This is a genomic window from Pseudomonas panipatensis (genome assembly GCF_900099785.1).
Classification (GTDB): Bacteria; Pseudomonadota; Gammaproteobacteria; order Pseudomonadales; family Pseudomonadaceae; genus Pseudomonas; species Pseudomonas panipatensis.
In genome coordinates this window covers 1-12,627 of the sequence record NZ_FNDS01000002.1, presented here as the reverse complement: position 1 = coordinate 12,627, position 12,627 = coordinate 1, and the positions used below count along the sequence as shown (strand labels likewise).

The following is a 12,627-nucleotide window of genomic DNA, read 5'->3' as shown; positions in this document are numbered from 1 at the left end:
GTTCCTCGAATGGATAAGACGGTCAGGCCGGTCGGCGGCTGAGCAGCAGGCCCAGGCCGGCGCTGCCCAGCAGCGCGGCGCAACCACGGTTGAACAGGCGCCGGGCGCGGGCTCCGGCGAGTAGCTTGCCGAGGTGGACCCCGGCGAGCCCATAAAGGGCGATGGCCAGCCATTCCAGGATCAGGAAGGCGCAGCCGAGTTGGGCGAACTGGGCGCCCACGGGTTGCCGCGGATCGACGAACTGCGGCAGGAAAGCGGTGAATATGAGAATGGCCTTGGGGTTGCCGGCGGCCACCCAGAACTCCTGGCGGGCCAGGCGCCAGAGGCTGCCCTTGGCCGATGTCGCGGCATTCTGCTGGAGATCGCCGGCAGGCGCACGCCAGAGTTGCACGGCCAGCCACAACAGATAGGCCGCACCGACCAGCTTGATCGCCAGGAACAGCCAGGCCGAGGCCTGCAGGACCAGCGCCAGGCCGGAAGCGGCCAGTGCCAGCATGCCGCTGAAGGCCAGCAGGCGGCCGAGGCCGGCCAGGCTGGCGCGCAGCAGGCCGAAGCGCGCGGCATTGTTCAGCGACAGCAGATTGTTCGGTCCCGGCGCCAGGTTCAGGGCGAAACAGGCGGGAAGGAACAGGGCCCAGGCGATGTCCATGCTGGCTTCAACCCAGGGCCTGGGCGTACTGGTCGGGCTTGAACCCCACCAGGGTGCGTTCGCCGAGGTCCAGCACCGGGCGTTTGATCATCGACGGCTGGGCCAGCATCAGTTCGATGGCGCGGGCCTCGTCGAGGTCGGCCTTGTGCGCCTCGTCCAGTTTGCGGAAGGTGGTGCCGGCGCGATTCAGGATCGTCTGCCAGCCATGCTCGCGGCACCATTGCTGCAGGTGCTCACGGTCGATGCCGCTGCTTTTGTAGTCATGGAAGATGTAATCGACGCCATGTTCGTCCAGCCAGCCGCGGGCTTTTTTCATGGTGTCGCAGGCTTTGATGCCGTAGATCGTCCGCTGGCTCACGGGGCAGCTCTCCTTTTCATCAGCTCATGCGTTCAAGCGCGCGATTATGCCATTTCCCGTGGCGTTGCGGGGGTGTCCGGCGTCCTGCGGCGAACGGCAACAGACTATTGCAGCAATCGAGGCTGAAGCCTGTCCGCCGCGGTGTTTAAATGAGGCGCCACGGGCTGACGGCCTGGGAGATCGTCAATGCAAACTGTCTACACCGTGCTCATCCTGCTCCTGGTCGTCGGCGGCACCCGCTTGCTCGCGCAGTTGCTGCCGCTGCCGTTGCCGCTGATCCAGATCGCCACCGGCGCGCTGCTGGCCTGGCCCAGCCTGGGACTGCACGTGGCGCTCGATCCCGAGCTGTTCATGTTGCTGTTCATTCCGCCGCTGCTGTTCGCCGATGGCTGGCGCATGCCCAAGGGTCAGTTCTGGCAGATGCGCTGGCCGATCATCACCCTGGCCTTCGCCTTGGTGCTGATCACCGTGGTCGGCGGTGGCGCCTTCATTCACCTGTTGATTCCCGAGGTCACCTGGGCCGCCGCCTTCGCCCTGGCCGCGGTGCTGTCGCCGACCGATGCCCTGGCGGTATCGGCCATCGCCCAGGGCCGCCTGCCCAAGCGCCTGATGTCGGTGCTGCAGGGCGAGGCACTGATGAACGATGCGTCCGGCCTGGTGGCGTTCAAGTTCGCCATCGCCGCGGCCCTGACCGGCAGTTTCTCCTGGATGGATGCCGGCCTGCTGTTCGTCACCGTCGCCCTCGGCGGGCTCGCCTGCGGCATCTTTCTGAGCTGGCTGCTCGGGCGTATCCGCGCCTGGATGATCCAGCGCGGCTGGGATGACCCGGCCACCCATGTGGTGCTGATGCTGCTGCTGCCCTTCGCCGCCTACATGCTCGCCGAAGCCGTCGGCGTGTCCGGTATCCTTTCCGCGGTGGCGGCGGGGATGATGCAGAGCTGGGTCGATCTGCTGCCGCGGCAGACCCATACGCGGCTGCTCAACCGGAGTGTCTGGTCGATGCTCGAATTCGCCTTCAATGGCGTGGTCTTCCTGCTCCTGGGGCTGCAACTGCCGGACATTCTCAAGTCGGTGTCGCAGCACGCCGGCGATGGCCTGTGGCGCTCTTCGCTGCTGCTGTTCTATGTGCTGGCGGTGTATGCGGTGCTGCTGTTGCTGCGCTTCTGCTGGGTCTGGTGCTACTGGAAGCTGTCGGTGCGCGTCGAGCGCTGGTGGGGCATCGAGCTGGGCGGCAAGCCGGGCGAGCCGATCCTGCGCCTGTCGGCGATTTCCGCACTGGGCGGGGTGCGCGGGGCGGTGACCCTGGCCGGCGTGCTCTCGGTACCGATGCTGCTGGGCGATGGCTCGCCGTTCCCGCAGCGTGACCTGATCATCTTCATCGCCGCCGGGGTGATCCTGGCCTCCCTGCTGCTGGCGACGGTCGGGCTGCCGGTCCTGCTGCGTGGCCTGCCGGTGGCGAGCAACGATCAGCACGAGCTGGAACTGCGTTCGATCTGGCGTCGCACCGCGGTGGCGGCCATTCACATGCTCGAAGCCGAGGAGTTGCCCAGCGGCGAGCAGGTGGATGCCGAAGAGGCGGCGGGCTTGGCGGAGGTCAAGGCGCGTCTGATGGCCGAGTACCGCCACCAGCTCGATCCGGCGCCGGACAGCGGCGAAGCGCGCGAACGTGCGCGCAGCCTCGATTTGGCCGACCAGGCGCTGCGCATCAAGGCCCTGCGCGCCCAGCGCCTGGAGCTGTATCGCCTGCGTCGGGAAAACCTCATCGACGACGAAACCATGCGCAAGGTGCTGGGCGAACTGGATGTGCAGGAGGCCTGGCTGACCAGCAAGGCCGGGCGCTGGGTATAGGACGGATAGGCGTTCGCGGCTATCCGTCCTGGCTGGCCTCAGAGCCCCTGGGTGAAGCGTTTGATCCGCTCTGCCGCTTCGACGCATTCGGCGAGCGGGGCGACCAGGGCCATGCGCACGCGGTTGGCGCCGGGATTCTCGCCAGCCACTTCGCGCGACAGGTAGGAGCCGGGCACCACGGTGACGTGCTGTTGGGCGAAGAGTTCGCGGCAGAAGCTGGTGTCGGCGATCGGCGTCTTCGGCCACAGGTAGAAGCTGCCGTCCGGGCGCCGCACGTCGAGCACGCCAGCGAGAATCTCCAGCACGGCATCGAACTTCTCGCGGTACAGGTCGCGGTTGGCGCGCACATGGGCTTCGTCGTTCCAGGCGGCGACGCTGGCCAGTTGCGTCTGAACCGGCATGGCGCAGCCGTGGTAGGTGCGGTAGAGGAGGAATTTCTTCAGCACCTCGGCGTCGCCGGCGACGAAGCCGGAGCGCAGGCCCGGCAGGTTGGAGCGCTTGGACAGGCTGTGGAACACCACGCAGCGCTTGAAGTCGGCGCGGCCGAGTTCGGCGCAGGCGCTGAGCAGGCCGGGCGGCGGGCTCTGTTCGTCGAAGTAGAGTTCGCTGTAGCACTCGTCGGCGGCGATGACGAAATCATGCTCGTCGGCCAGGGCGATCAGCTTTTTCAGGGTTTCCAGCGGCACCAGCGCGCCGGTGGGGTTGCCCGGCGAGCAGAGGAAGAGGATCTGGCAGCGTGCCCAGACGTCCGCCGGCACGGCGTCGAAGTCCGGGTTGAAGCCGTTCTCCTCGCGGCACGCCAGGTAGTGCGGCTGGGCGCCGGCGAGCAGGGCCGCGCCTTCGTAGATCTGGTAGAAGGGGTTGGGGCTGACCACCAGGCCAGCGCTGCTGCGATCGACCACGGTCTGGGTGAAGGCGAACAACGCCTCGCGCGTGCCGTTCACCGGCAAGACGTGGCGGGCCGGGTCGAGCCAGCCGGCCGGCACCTTGAAGCGGCGCTCGCACCAGGCGGCGATGGCTTCGCGCAGCGCCGGGATGCCCAGGGTGGTCGGGTACACCGCGAGCTGGTCGAGGCTGGCCGCCAGGGCTTCGGCGACGAAGCTCGGCGAGCGGTGCTTGGGTTCGCCGATGGACAGCGCGATGGGCGCCAGCCCGGCCGGCGGCTGGGCACCGGCGAGCAGGGCGCGGAGCTTCTCGAAGGGATAGGGCTGGAGCAGGTCGAGGGCTGGGTTCATGGTTGTCGCTCGTTAGATGCTGATGCGCACCGGCACGGTTTCCTGACCGTTGGCCTGTGACAGTTGTTCGACCAGGGCGGTCTGCAGTCGCTTGCACAGCTCCGGGTCGGAAAGCGGTTGGTGCTTGGCGTCGGTGACGAAGAACACGTCTTCCACGCGCTCGCCGAGGGTGGCGATCTTGGCGTTCTGCACCGACAGGTCGAAATCGAGGAACAGCCCGCCGATGCGCGCCAGCAGGCCGGGGCGATCCGGCGCGGTGACTTCGAGCACGCTGACCTGGCGCGCCGCGTCGGTGGAGATGGTCACCACCGGCGCGAAGGCGAAGTGCTTGAGCTGGCGCGGTACGCGGCGCTGGATGATGGTCGGGTAGTCGGCCGGGTTCTTCAGCGCGTCCACCAGGCCCTGGCGGATTTCGGCGATCCGCTGCGGGTTGTCGCCGATCGAGCCGCCGTCGGCGTCGAGGACGATGTAGGTGTCGAGGGTGAACTGGCTGGTGGAGGTGATGATCCGCGCATCCTGAATGTTCAGGTTGAGCTGGTCCATGGCCGCCACGGTCACGGCGAACAGGTCGTGCTGGTCGGCGGCGTAGATGAAAATCTGCGTGCCGCCTTCGAATTCGCGCTGGGTGGTTTCCTTGATCAGCACCAGCGGCGTGCCGTCGTCCGGGTGCTGGAGGATGGCCTCGGTGTGCCAGGCAACGTCCGCGGCGCTGTGGCGGAGGAAATAGTCGTCGCCCAGTTGGCTCCAGAGTTGCTCGGCGTCGTCCTGGTCGATGCCGTCGCGCACTAGGATGTCGATGGCCGACACCTGGGTCTGGCGAATCTGCTCCTCGCGGTCCAGCGGGTTCTCCAGGCCACGGCGCAGGGCGCGCTTGGTCTCGGTATAGAGCTGGCGCAGCAGGCTGGCGCGCCAGGAGTTCCACAGGCTCGGGTTGGTGGCGTTGATGTCGGCCACGGTGAGCACGTAGAGGTAGTCCAGGCGGGTCTGGTCGCCGACCAGTTGGGCGAAGTCGAAGATCACCTGCGGGTCGGAGAGGTCCTTGCGCTGCGCGGTGGTCGACATCACCAGGTGGTGCTGCACCAGCCAGCCGACCAGCGCGGTATCCCACTGCGGTAGCTGATGGCGCTGGCAGAACTGCTCGGCGTCCACCGCGCCCAGTTCCGAGTGATCGCCGCCGCGGCCCTTGGCGATGTCGTGGTAGAGGCCGGCGAGGTAGATCAGCTCGGGCTTGGGCAGGCGCTCCATGATCTTGCTGGCCAGCGGGTACTTCTCGGCCATGTCCGGGCGCTGCAGCTTGCGCAGGTGCTTGATCAGGTTGAGGGTGTGCGCGTCCACCGTATAGATGTGGAAGAGGTCGTGCTGCATCTGCCCGATGATCAGGCCGAATTCCGGCAGGTAGCGGCCGAGGATGCCGTAGCGGTTCATCCGCCGCAGGTTGCGGTGGATGCCTTCCTTGCACTTGAACAGCTCGATGAACAGGCTGGTATTGCGAATGTCGTGGCGGAAGTCGTCGTCGATCAGGTGCCGGCTGTCGCGCAGCAGGCGGATGGTGTCGGCGCGCGCGCCCTTGATCTCCGGGTGCTGGGCCATCAGCACGAAGATTTCCAGGAGGGCGAAGGGGGTGCGCTTGAAGACGTTGGGGTGCGTGACTTCGAGGTAGCCATCGCGGACCTGGAAGCGGCTGTTCAGCGCTTGCACCTGGCCGTTGTCGCCGGCGCGCAGGATGACCTCTTCGAAGTGCTGCATGATCAGGTCGCTGAGTTCGGAAACCGCCATCACCACCCGGTAGTACTTCTGCATGAAGCGTTCGACCGCCAGCTTGGCGTCGTTGTCCTGGTAGCCGAGCAGCCCGGCGATGCGCCGCTGGTGATCGAACAGCAGGCGGTCTTCGGCGCGGCCGGCGAGCATGTGCAGGGCGTAGCGGACCTTCCAGAGAAACTCCTGGCAGGACGCCAGCACGCTGGACTCGCTCTCCACCAGGAAGCCTTCCTTCACCAGCGCATGCAGGTTGAGGCTGCCGAAATGGCGCCGGGCGACCCAGAGGATGGTCTGGATGTCGCGCAGGCCGCCGGGCGAACCCTTGACGTTGGGTTCGAGGTTGTACTCGGTGTCGTTGTACTTGGTGTGGCGGTGGATCTGTTCCTTGCGCTTGGCCATGAAGAACTGCCCGCTCGGCCACATCTGCCGGGCTCCGGTGGCTTCCAGCATGCGCTGGCGCAGCAGGTCCGGGCCGGAAATGGTGCGGCATTCCATCAGGTTGGTGACCACCGTCAGGTCGGCGCGCGCTTCCTCGGCGCATTGCGCCACCGAGCGCACGCTCTGGCCGACTTCCAGGCCGATGTCCCAGAGCAGGGTGAGGAAGCCTTCGATGGGCTCGCGGAAGACTTCCTGGTCCTCGCTTTCGAGGAGGATGAGGATGTCGATGTCCGAATGCGGGTGCAGTTCGCCGCGGCCGTAGCCGCCGACGGCGACCAGGGCGATGTCGGCGTCCTCGCTCCAGGAGAAGCGCTGCCAGGCCTGTTGCAGGATCTGGTCGACGAACCAGGCGCGGTCTTCGATCAGTCGGCGGATATCGCGCCCCCCGTTGAAGCGCGCGTCGAGCACTTCATTGGCCTGGCGAATGGCTTTCTTGAACGCCGCGATGGGGCTGGATTTCAGGGCCAGTTCCGCCTGGAACTGCCCACGGTCGAACAACTCGGGATCCACCTGTGGCATGGCGGCCTTCCTAATTCAGGTCCTGGGGGAGGGCAGGGACAAGGCGCCGATCGGGCCTGTTCGCTCAGCGCCAGGCCCGGGGCTGTGCCGGGCTGGGATTTCTATGTTCTACCCAGCCGTCGGCGAGATTGCAAACGGCGTTACGGCCCGACGCGGGCGACGCTTTCGTCGTTGCGCAGGGTGAGGATTTCGTAGCCGTCGGCGGTGACCAGCACGGTGTGCTCCCACTGCGCGGAGAGCTTGCGGTCCTTGGTGATGGCGGTCCAGCCGTCGCCCAGCAGGCGGGTTTCCGCGCGGCCCTGGTTGATCATCGGCTCGATGGTGAAGATCATCCCTTCCTTCAGTTCCAGGCCGGTGCCGGCGCGGCCGTAGTGCAGAACCTGCGGCTCCTCGTGGAACACCTTGCCGATGCCGTGGCCGCAGTACTCGCGGACCACCGAGAAGCCATTCTTCTCGGCGTACTTCTGGATCACCTCGCCGATGTCGCCCAGGTGCGCGCCCGGCTTGACCACGGCGATGCCCTTGTACATGCATTCCTGGGTGATCTGGCAGAGGCGCTCGGCCCACTCCGGCGTCTTGCCGACCAGGAACATCTTGCTGGTGTCGCCGTGGTAGCCGTCCTTGATGACGGTGATGTCGATATTGACGATGTCGCCTTCCTTGAGCGGCTTGTCATTGGGGATGCCGTGGCAGACGACATGGTTGATCGAGGTGCAGATGGACTTGGGGAAGCCCTTGTAATTCAGCGGCGCGGGAATGGCCTGCTGCACGTTGACGATATAGTCGTGGCAGATGCGGTCCAGTTCGTCGGTCGTGACCCCGGGCTTGACGTGCTCGCCGATCATTTCCAGCACTTCGGCGGCCAGGCGGCCGGCGATGCGCATTTTTTCGATATCTTCGGGCGTCTTGATGGTGACGGTCATAGAGTTCTCGGACGCAGGCGGAAAAGTCGCTATGGTAACAGCTTCGGGCTGCAAGCCATAAGCCACAGGCTCCGCCAGTAGCCTCGCCTGCCTTTCTGTGATATAAAGCGCCCCGCTTTTGCCGGCTATGGCCTGGCGAGAGCCTTAAACCCACACATGCATCGACACGATGGCCTGGGTGCCCGCAAGGGTTGGTCATTGGGATGCATGGAGGCCCAACCCGACTTATCGAGGAACAATCATGTCCCAAGTCAACATGCGCGATATGCTGAAGGCCGGTGTGCACTTCGGCCACCAGACCCGTTACTGGAACCCGAAAATGGGCAAGTTCATTTTCGGCGCGCGCAACAAGATCCACATCATCAACCTGGAAAAGACTCTGCCGATGTTCAACGAGGCCCTGACCTTCGTTGAGCGCCTGGCCCAGGGCAAGAACAAGATCCTGTTCGTCGGCACCAAGCGTTCCGCCGGCAAGATCGTTCGCGAAGAAGCTGCCCGTTGCGGCATGCCCTACGTCGACCACCGTTGGCTGGGCGGCATGCTCACCAACTACAAGACCATCCGTCAGTCGATCAAGCGCCTGCGCGACCTGGAGACCCAGTCCCAGGACGGCACCTTCGCCAAGCTGACCAAGAAAGAAGCCCTGATGCGCACCCGTGATCTGGAAAAACTGGATCGCAGCCTGGGTGGTATCAAGGACATGGGCGGCCTGCCGGACGCTCTGTTCGTGATCGACGTCGACCACGAGCGCATCGCTATCACCGAAGCCAACAAGCTGGGCATCCCGGTCATCGGCGTTGTCGATACCAACAGCAGCCCGGAAGGCGTCGATTACGTCATCCCGGGTAACGACGACGCCATCCGCGCCGTACAGCTGTACCTCAGCGCCATGGCTGATGCCGTGCTGAGCGGCAAGCAGAACGCTGTAGGCGGCGCTGACGAGTTCGTCGAAGAAGCGCCGGCTGAATCCGCCGAAGGCTGATTCCAGGACGTCCAGACGTCCAACGGTGCGCAAAAAGGGGGCCTGGCCCCCTTTTTGCCACCCCTGAATTCCGCCCGGCCAGCCGGGCGATCTGGTTTTGAGAGCTACTCAAGAGGGTTTCCAAATGGCAGAGATTACTGCAGCACTGGTTAAAGAACTGCGCGAGCGCACCGGCCAGGGCATGATGGAATGCAAGAAGGCGCTGGTTGCCGCCGAAGGCGACATCGAGAAGGCCATCGACGACATGCGCGCTTCCGGCGCCATCAAGGCCGCCAAGAAAGCCGGCAACATCGCCGCTGAAGGCTCCATCGCGGTCAAAGTGGCCGACGACGGCAAGGCTGCCACCATCATCGAAGTCAACTCGCAGACCGACTTCCTGGCGCTGCAGGACGACTTCAAGGCGTTCGTCGCTGCCAGCCTGGACAAAGCAGTCGCTCAGAAACTGACCGACGCCGCTCCGCTGATCGCCGAGCAGGAATCCGCCCGTGAAGCGCTGGTCGCCAAGTGCGGCGAGAACGTCAACATCCGCCGTCTGGCTCGTGCCGAAGGTGACGTGGTTGGCGCCTACCTGCACGGCCACCGCATCGGTGTTCTGGTCACCCTGAAAGGCGGCAACGCCGACCTGGCTCGTGACATCGCCATGCACGTTGCTGCCAGCAACCCGCAGTTCCTGGACCCGTCGCAGGTTTCCGAGGAAGCGGTTGCCAAGGAAAAGGAAATCTTCCTGGCGCTGAACGCCGAGAAGATCGCCGGCAAGCCGGAAAACATCGTCGAGAACATGGTCAAGGGCCGTATCGCCAAGTTCCTCGCCGAAGCCAGCCTGGTCGAGCAGCCGTTCGTCAAGGATCCGGAAGTCAAGGTCGGTGATCTGGCCAAGAAAGCCGGCGCCGAAATCGTTTCCTTCATCCGCTACGAAGTGGGTGAGGGCATCGAGAAGGTCGAGGCCGACTTCGCTGCCGAGGTTGCTGCTCAAGTAGCCGCTTCCAAGCAGTAAGACAGTCTTCGACTGTCGCCCCGCAAGAGGCTGCCCGCTCACGCGCGCGGCCTCTTCGTCAAACTGGGGAAGCCATTCGGGGGTGGTTTCCACGGCACGGGCCCGCCAGGCGGGGTAAGGGTGCCGTAAGCGTGGCTGGTCCATGCTTCCACGATCGGCGCCGCGCGAGGCGCCAAGCATTCATCATCGCCGCAGGAGAAAAAGGTCATGGCTCAGCAGCTGAGCGCTCGTCAACCTCGCTATAAACGCATTCTTCTTAAATTGAGCGGCGAAGCCCTGATGGGGAGCGAAGAGTTCGGTATCGACCCCAAGGTGCTGGATCGGATGGCCCTGGAAATCGGCCAGCTGGTCGGGATCGGTGTGCAGGTCGGTCTGGTGATCGGCGGTGGCAACCTGTTCCGCGGCGCCGCGCTGTCCGCCGCCGGTATGGATCGCGTGACCGGCGACCACATGGGCATGCTCGCCACCGTGATGAACGGCCTGGCCATGCGTGATGCCCTGGAGCGCTCGAACATCACCGCGATCGTCATGTCGGCGATCAGCATGGTCGGCGTCACCGACCATTACGACCGTCGTAAAGCCATGCGCCACCTGAAGAGTGGCGAGGTGGTGATCTTCTCCGCCGGTACCGGCAATCCGTTCTTCACCACTGACTCCGCCGCCTGCCTGCGCGCCATTGAAATAGATGCTGACGTCGTGTTGAAGGCGACCAAGGTCGATGGTGTGTACACTGCCGACCCGTTCAAGGACCCGAATGCCGAGAAGTTCGAGCGCCTGACCTACGACGAAGTGCTTGACCGCAAGCTGGGCGTGATGGACCTGACGGCCATCTGCCTGTGCCGCGACCAGAAAATGCCGCTGCGGGTGTTCAACATGAACAAGCCGGGCGCGCTGCTGAATATTGTTGTTGGTGGTGCCGAAGGCACCCTGATCGAGGAGGATTGAAATGATCAACGAGATCAAGAAAGAAGCGCAGGAGCGCATGGGCAAGACCCTGGAAGCGCTGGGCCACGCCTTCGCCAAGATTCGTACCGGCCGTGCTCACCCGAGCATCCTGGATAGCGTGATGGTTTCCTACTACGGTAGCGATACGCCGCTGCGCCAGGTGGCCAACATCACCGTCGAGGACTCCCGTACCCTCGCGCTGAGCGTGTTCGACAAGAGCATGATCCAGGCCGTCGAGAAGGCCATCATGACCTCCGATCTGGGCCTGAATCCGGCTACCGCCGGCACCACCATCCGTGTTCCGATGCCGGCGCTGACCGAGGAAACCCGCAAGGGCTTTACCAAGCAAGCCCGTGCCGAGGCCGAGCAGGCTCGCGTTTCCGTGCGCAACATCCGTCGTGATGCCCTGGCTCAGCTGAAAGACCTGCAGAAAGAGAAGGAAATCAGCGAGGACGACGAGCGTCGCGCCGGTGAGGAAATCCAGAAGCTCACCGACAAGTTCGTCGCCGAGATCGAAAAGGCCCTGGAGGCCAAGGAAGCAGACCTGATGGCTGTCTGACGGCCGGATGACAGTCATGGACAAGACCAAGCAGGTGGCCGCGGTGCCACGTCACGTGGCCATCATCATGGACGGCAACAACCGTTGGGCGAAGAAGCGCCTGCTGCCCGGTGTTGCCGGGCACAAGGCCGGTGTCCATGCGGTTCGTGCGGTGGTCAAGACCTGCGCCGAGGCCGGCGTCGAAGTGCTGACGCTGTTCGCCTTCTCCAGCGAGAACTGGCAGCGCCCGGTCGAAGAGGTCGGGGCGTTGATGGAACTGTTCCTCATGGCGCTGCGCCGTGAGGTGCGCAAGCTCGATGCGAACGGCATCCGTCTGCGCATCATCGGTGATCGCAGCCGCTTCCATCCCGAGCTGCAGGCCGCCATGCGCGAGGCGGAAAATCTCACCGCCGGGCACAAGGGCCTGCTGCTTCAGGTGGCGGCCAACTATGGCGGCCAGTGGGATATCACGCAGGCGGCGCAGCGTCTCGCTCGTGAGGTGCAGGCTGGTCATCTGGCACCCGAGGACATCAGTCCCGGGTTGATTCAGGGTTGCCTGAGCACCGGCGACCAGCCCATGCCCGACCTGTGCATCCGCACCGGCGGCGAACATCGCATCAGCAACTTCCTGCTCTGGCAGTTGGCTTACGCCGAGCTGTACTTCTCCGATCTCTACTGGCCGGACTTCAAGAGCGCGGCGATGCGCGAAGCCTTGGCCGACTATGCCACCCGCCAGCGTCGCTTCGGCAAGACCAGCGAGCAGGTTCAGGCCGAGGCGCCTCCGTCATGTTGAAACAACGAATCATCACGGCGCTGGTGCTACTGCCCATTGCGCTGGGTGGTTTTTTCTTCCTCGACGGCGCGGCTTTCGCGCTGTTCATCGGCCTGGTGGTCGCTGTCGGGGCGTGGGAATGGGCGCGTCTGGCCGGCTACAACGAACAACCGGCGCGCGTCTGCTACGCCGCGGCGGTCGCCGCGGCGATGGTGCTGCTGTCCTGGTTGCCGCAGCTGGCCGGGGCGGTATTGCTGCTGGCGGTGCTCTGGTGGTTGCTGGCGACGGTCATGGTGCTTACCTACCCGGACAGTGTTTCCAGTTGGGGCGGGCGCTGGCGCCGGCTGCTGATCGGCCTGCTGATCCTGTTGCCGGCCTGGCAGGGCCTGGTCGTGCTCAAGCACTGGCCGTTGGCCAACTGGCTGATCGTCGCTGTCATGGTGCTGGTCTGGGCCGCCGACATTGGCGCCTATTTCTCCGGGAAGACCTTCGGTAAGCGCAAGCTGGCGCCCAGGGTCAGTCCGGGCAAGAGCTGGGAAGGCTTCTACGGTGGCCTGGCATTCAGCCTGGCGATCACCTTCGCCGTGGCCATCTACCGCGACTGGACCGTGCGCGAGCTGCTCCTGGCGTTGCCCGGCGCCGCCGTCGTGGTCGCGCTTTCGGTGGTC

General features: G+C 64.9%; 12 protein-coding genes. 7 read left to right on the top strand and 5 right to left on the bottom strand.

The window, feature by feature from the left end:
- Window positions 1-22 precede the first annotated feature (22 nt).
- Together BLQ74_RS04205 and BLQ74_RS04200 are read right to left on the bottom strand one after the other, a co-directional pair.
- Window positions 23-649, bottom strand: a complete 627-nt coding sequence (locus BLQ74_RS04205; RefSeq protein ID WP_090261226.1) for a LysE family translocator — start codon at window positions 647-649, stop codon at window positions 23-25.
- A gap of 7 nt (window positions 650-656) precedes the next feature.
- A complete protein-coding gene (locus BLQ74_RS04200) occupies window positions 657-1,007 on the bottom strand; it encodes an ArsC family reductase (RefSeq protein WP_090261225.1) in 351 nt (116 codons plus the stop codon).
- A 186-nt stretch (window positions 1,008-1,193) separates the two neighbouring features.
- Between BLQ74_RS04200 and BLQ74_RS04195 the strand changes: the two genes are divergently transcribed.
- On the top strand, window positions 1,194-2,855 hold the full coding sequence (locus tag BLQ74_RS04195; RefSeq protein WP_090261223.1) for a Na+/H+ antiporter: 1,662 nt from the start codon (window positions 1,194-1,196) through the stop codon (window positions 2,853-2,855).
- A 38-nt stretch (window positions 2,856-2,893) separates the two neighbouring features.
- Here the strand turns inward: BLQ74_RS04195 and dapC are convergent, their stop codons facing one another.
- The 3 genes from dapC to map all read right to left on the bottom strand — a co-directional run bounded on the left by dapC (window position 2,894) and on the right by map (window position 7,728).
- Window positions 2,894-4,090, bottom strand: a complete 1,197-nt coding sequence (gene dapC, locus BLQ74_RS04190; protein WP_090261221.1) for a succinyldiaminopimelate transaminase — start codon at window positions 4,088-4,090, stop codon at window positions 2,894-2,896.
- A 12-nt stretch (window positions 4,091-4,102) separates the two neighbouring features.
- On the bottom strand, window positions 4,103-6,805 hold the full coding sequence (locus BLQ74_RS04185) for a [protein-PII] uridylyltransferase (RefSeq protein ID WP_090261220.1): 2,703 nt from the start codon (window positions 6,803-6,805) through the stop codon (window positions 4,103-4,105).
- A gap of 140 nt (window positions 6,806-6,945) precedes the next feature.
- Window positions 6,946-7,728: a type I methionyl aminopeptidase gene (gene map / locus BLQ74_RS04180; RefSeq protein WP_090261218.1), complete on the bottom strand. Its 783-nt coding sequence runs from the start codon at window positions 7,726-7,728 to the stop codon at window positions 6,946-6,948.
- Window positions 7,729-7,969: 241 nt separating this feature from the next.
- Between map and rpsB the strand changes: the two genes are divergently transcribed.
- From rpsB to BLQ74_RS04150, 6 genes are all read left to right on the top strand, one after another.
- Complete coding sequence (gene rpsB, locus BLQ74_RS04175; RefSeq protein ID WP_090261216.1) at window positions 7,970-8,710, top strand: 30S ribosomal protein S2; 741 nt, start codon at window positions 7,970-7,972, stop codon at window positions 8,708-8,710.
- A 124-nt stretch (window positions 8,711-8,834) separates the two neighbouring features.
- Window positions 8,835-9,704 (top strand): translation elongation factor Ts, encoded by an 870-nt coding sequence (gene tsf / locus BLQ74_RS04170; RefSeq protein WP_090261213.1) that lies wholly within the window; start codon window positions 8,835-8,837, stop codon window positions 9,702-9,704.
- 207 nt (window positions 9,705-9,911) lie between these two features.
- Complete coding sequence (gene pyrH, locus BLQ74_RS04165; protein WP_017521181.1) at window positions 9,912-10,649, top strand: UMP kinase; 738 nt, start codon at window positions 9,912-9,914, stop codon at window positions 10,647-10,649.
- A 1-nt stretch (window position 10,650) separates the two neighbouring features.
- Window positions 10,651-11,208: a ribosome recycling factor gene (gene frr / locus BLQ74_RS04160; RefSeq protein WP_090261211.1), complete on the top strand. Its 558-nt coding sequence runs from the start codon at window positions 10,651-10,653 to the stop codon at window positions 11,206-11,208.
- A gap of 16 nt (window positions 11,209-11,224) precedes the next feature.
- Window positions 11,225-11,980, top strand: a complete 756-nt coding sequence (gene uppS, locus BLQ74_RS04155; RefSeq protein ID WP_090261209.1) for a polyprenyl diphosphate synthase — start codon at window positions 11,225-11,227, stop codon at window positions 11,978-11,980.
- The coding region (locus BLQ74_RS04150; protein WP_090261206.1) for a phosphatidate cytidylyltransferase at window positions 11,974-12,627 on the top strand (654 nt) is incomplete at its 3' end. The genes uppS and BLQ74_RS04150, both read left to right, overlap by 7 nt.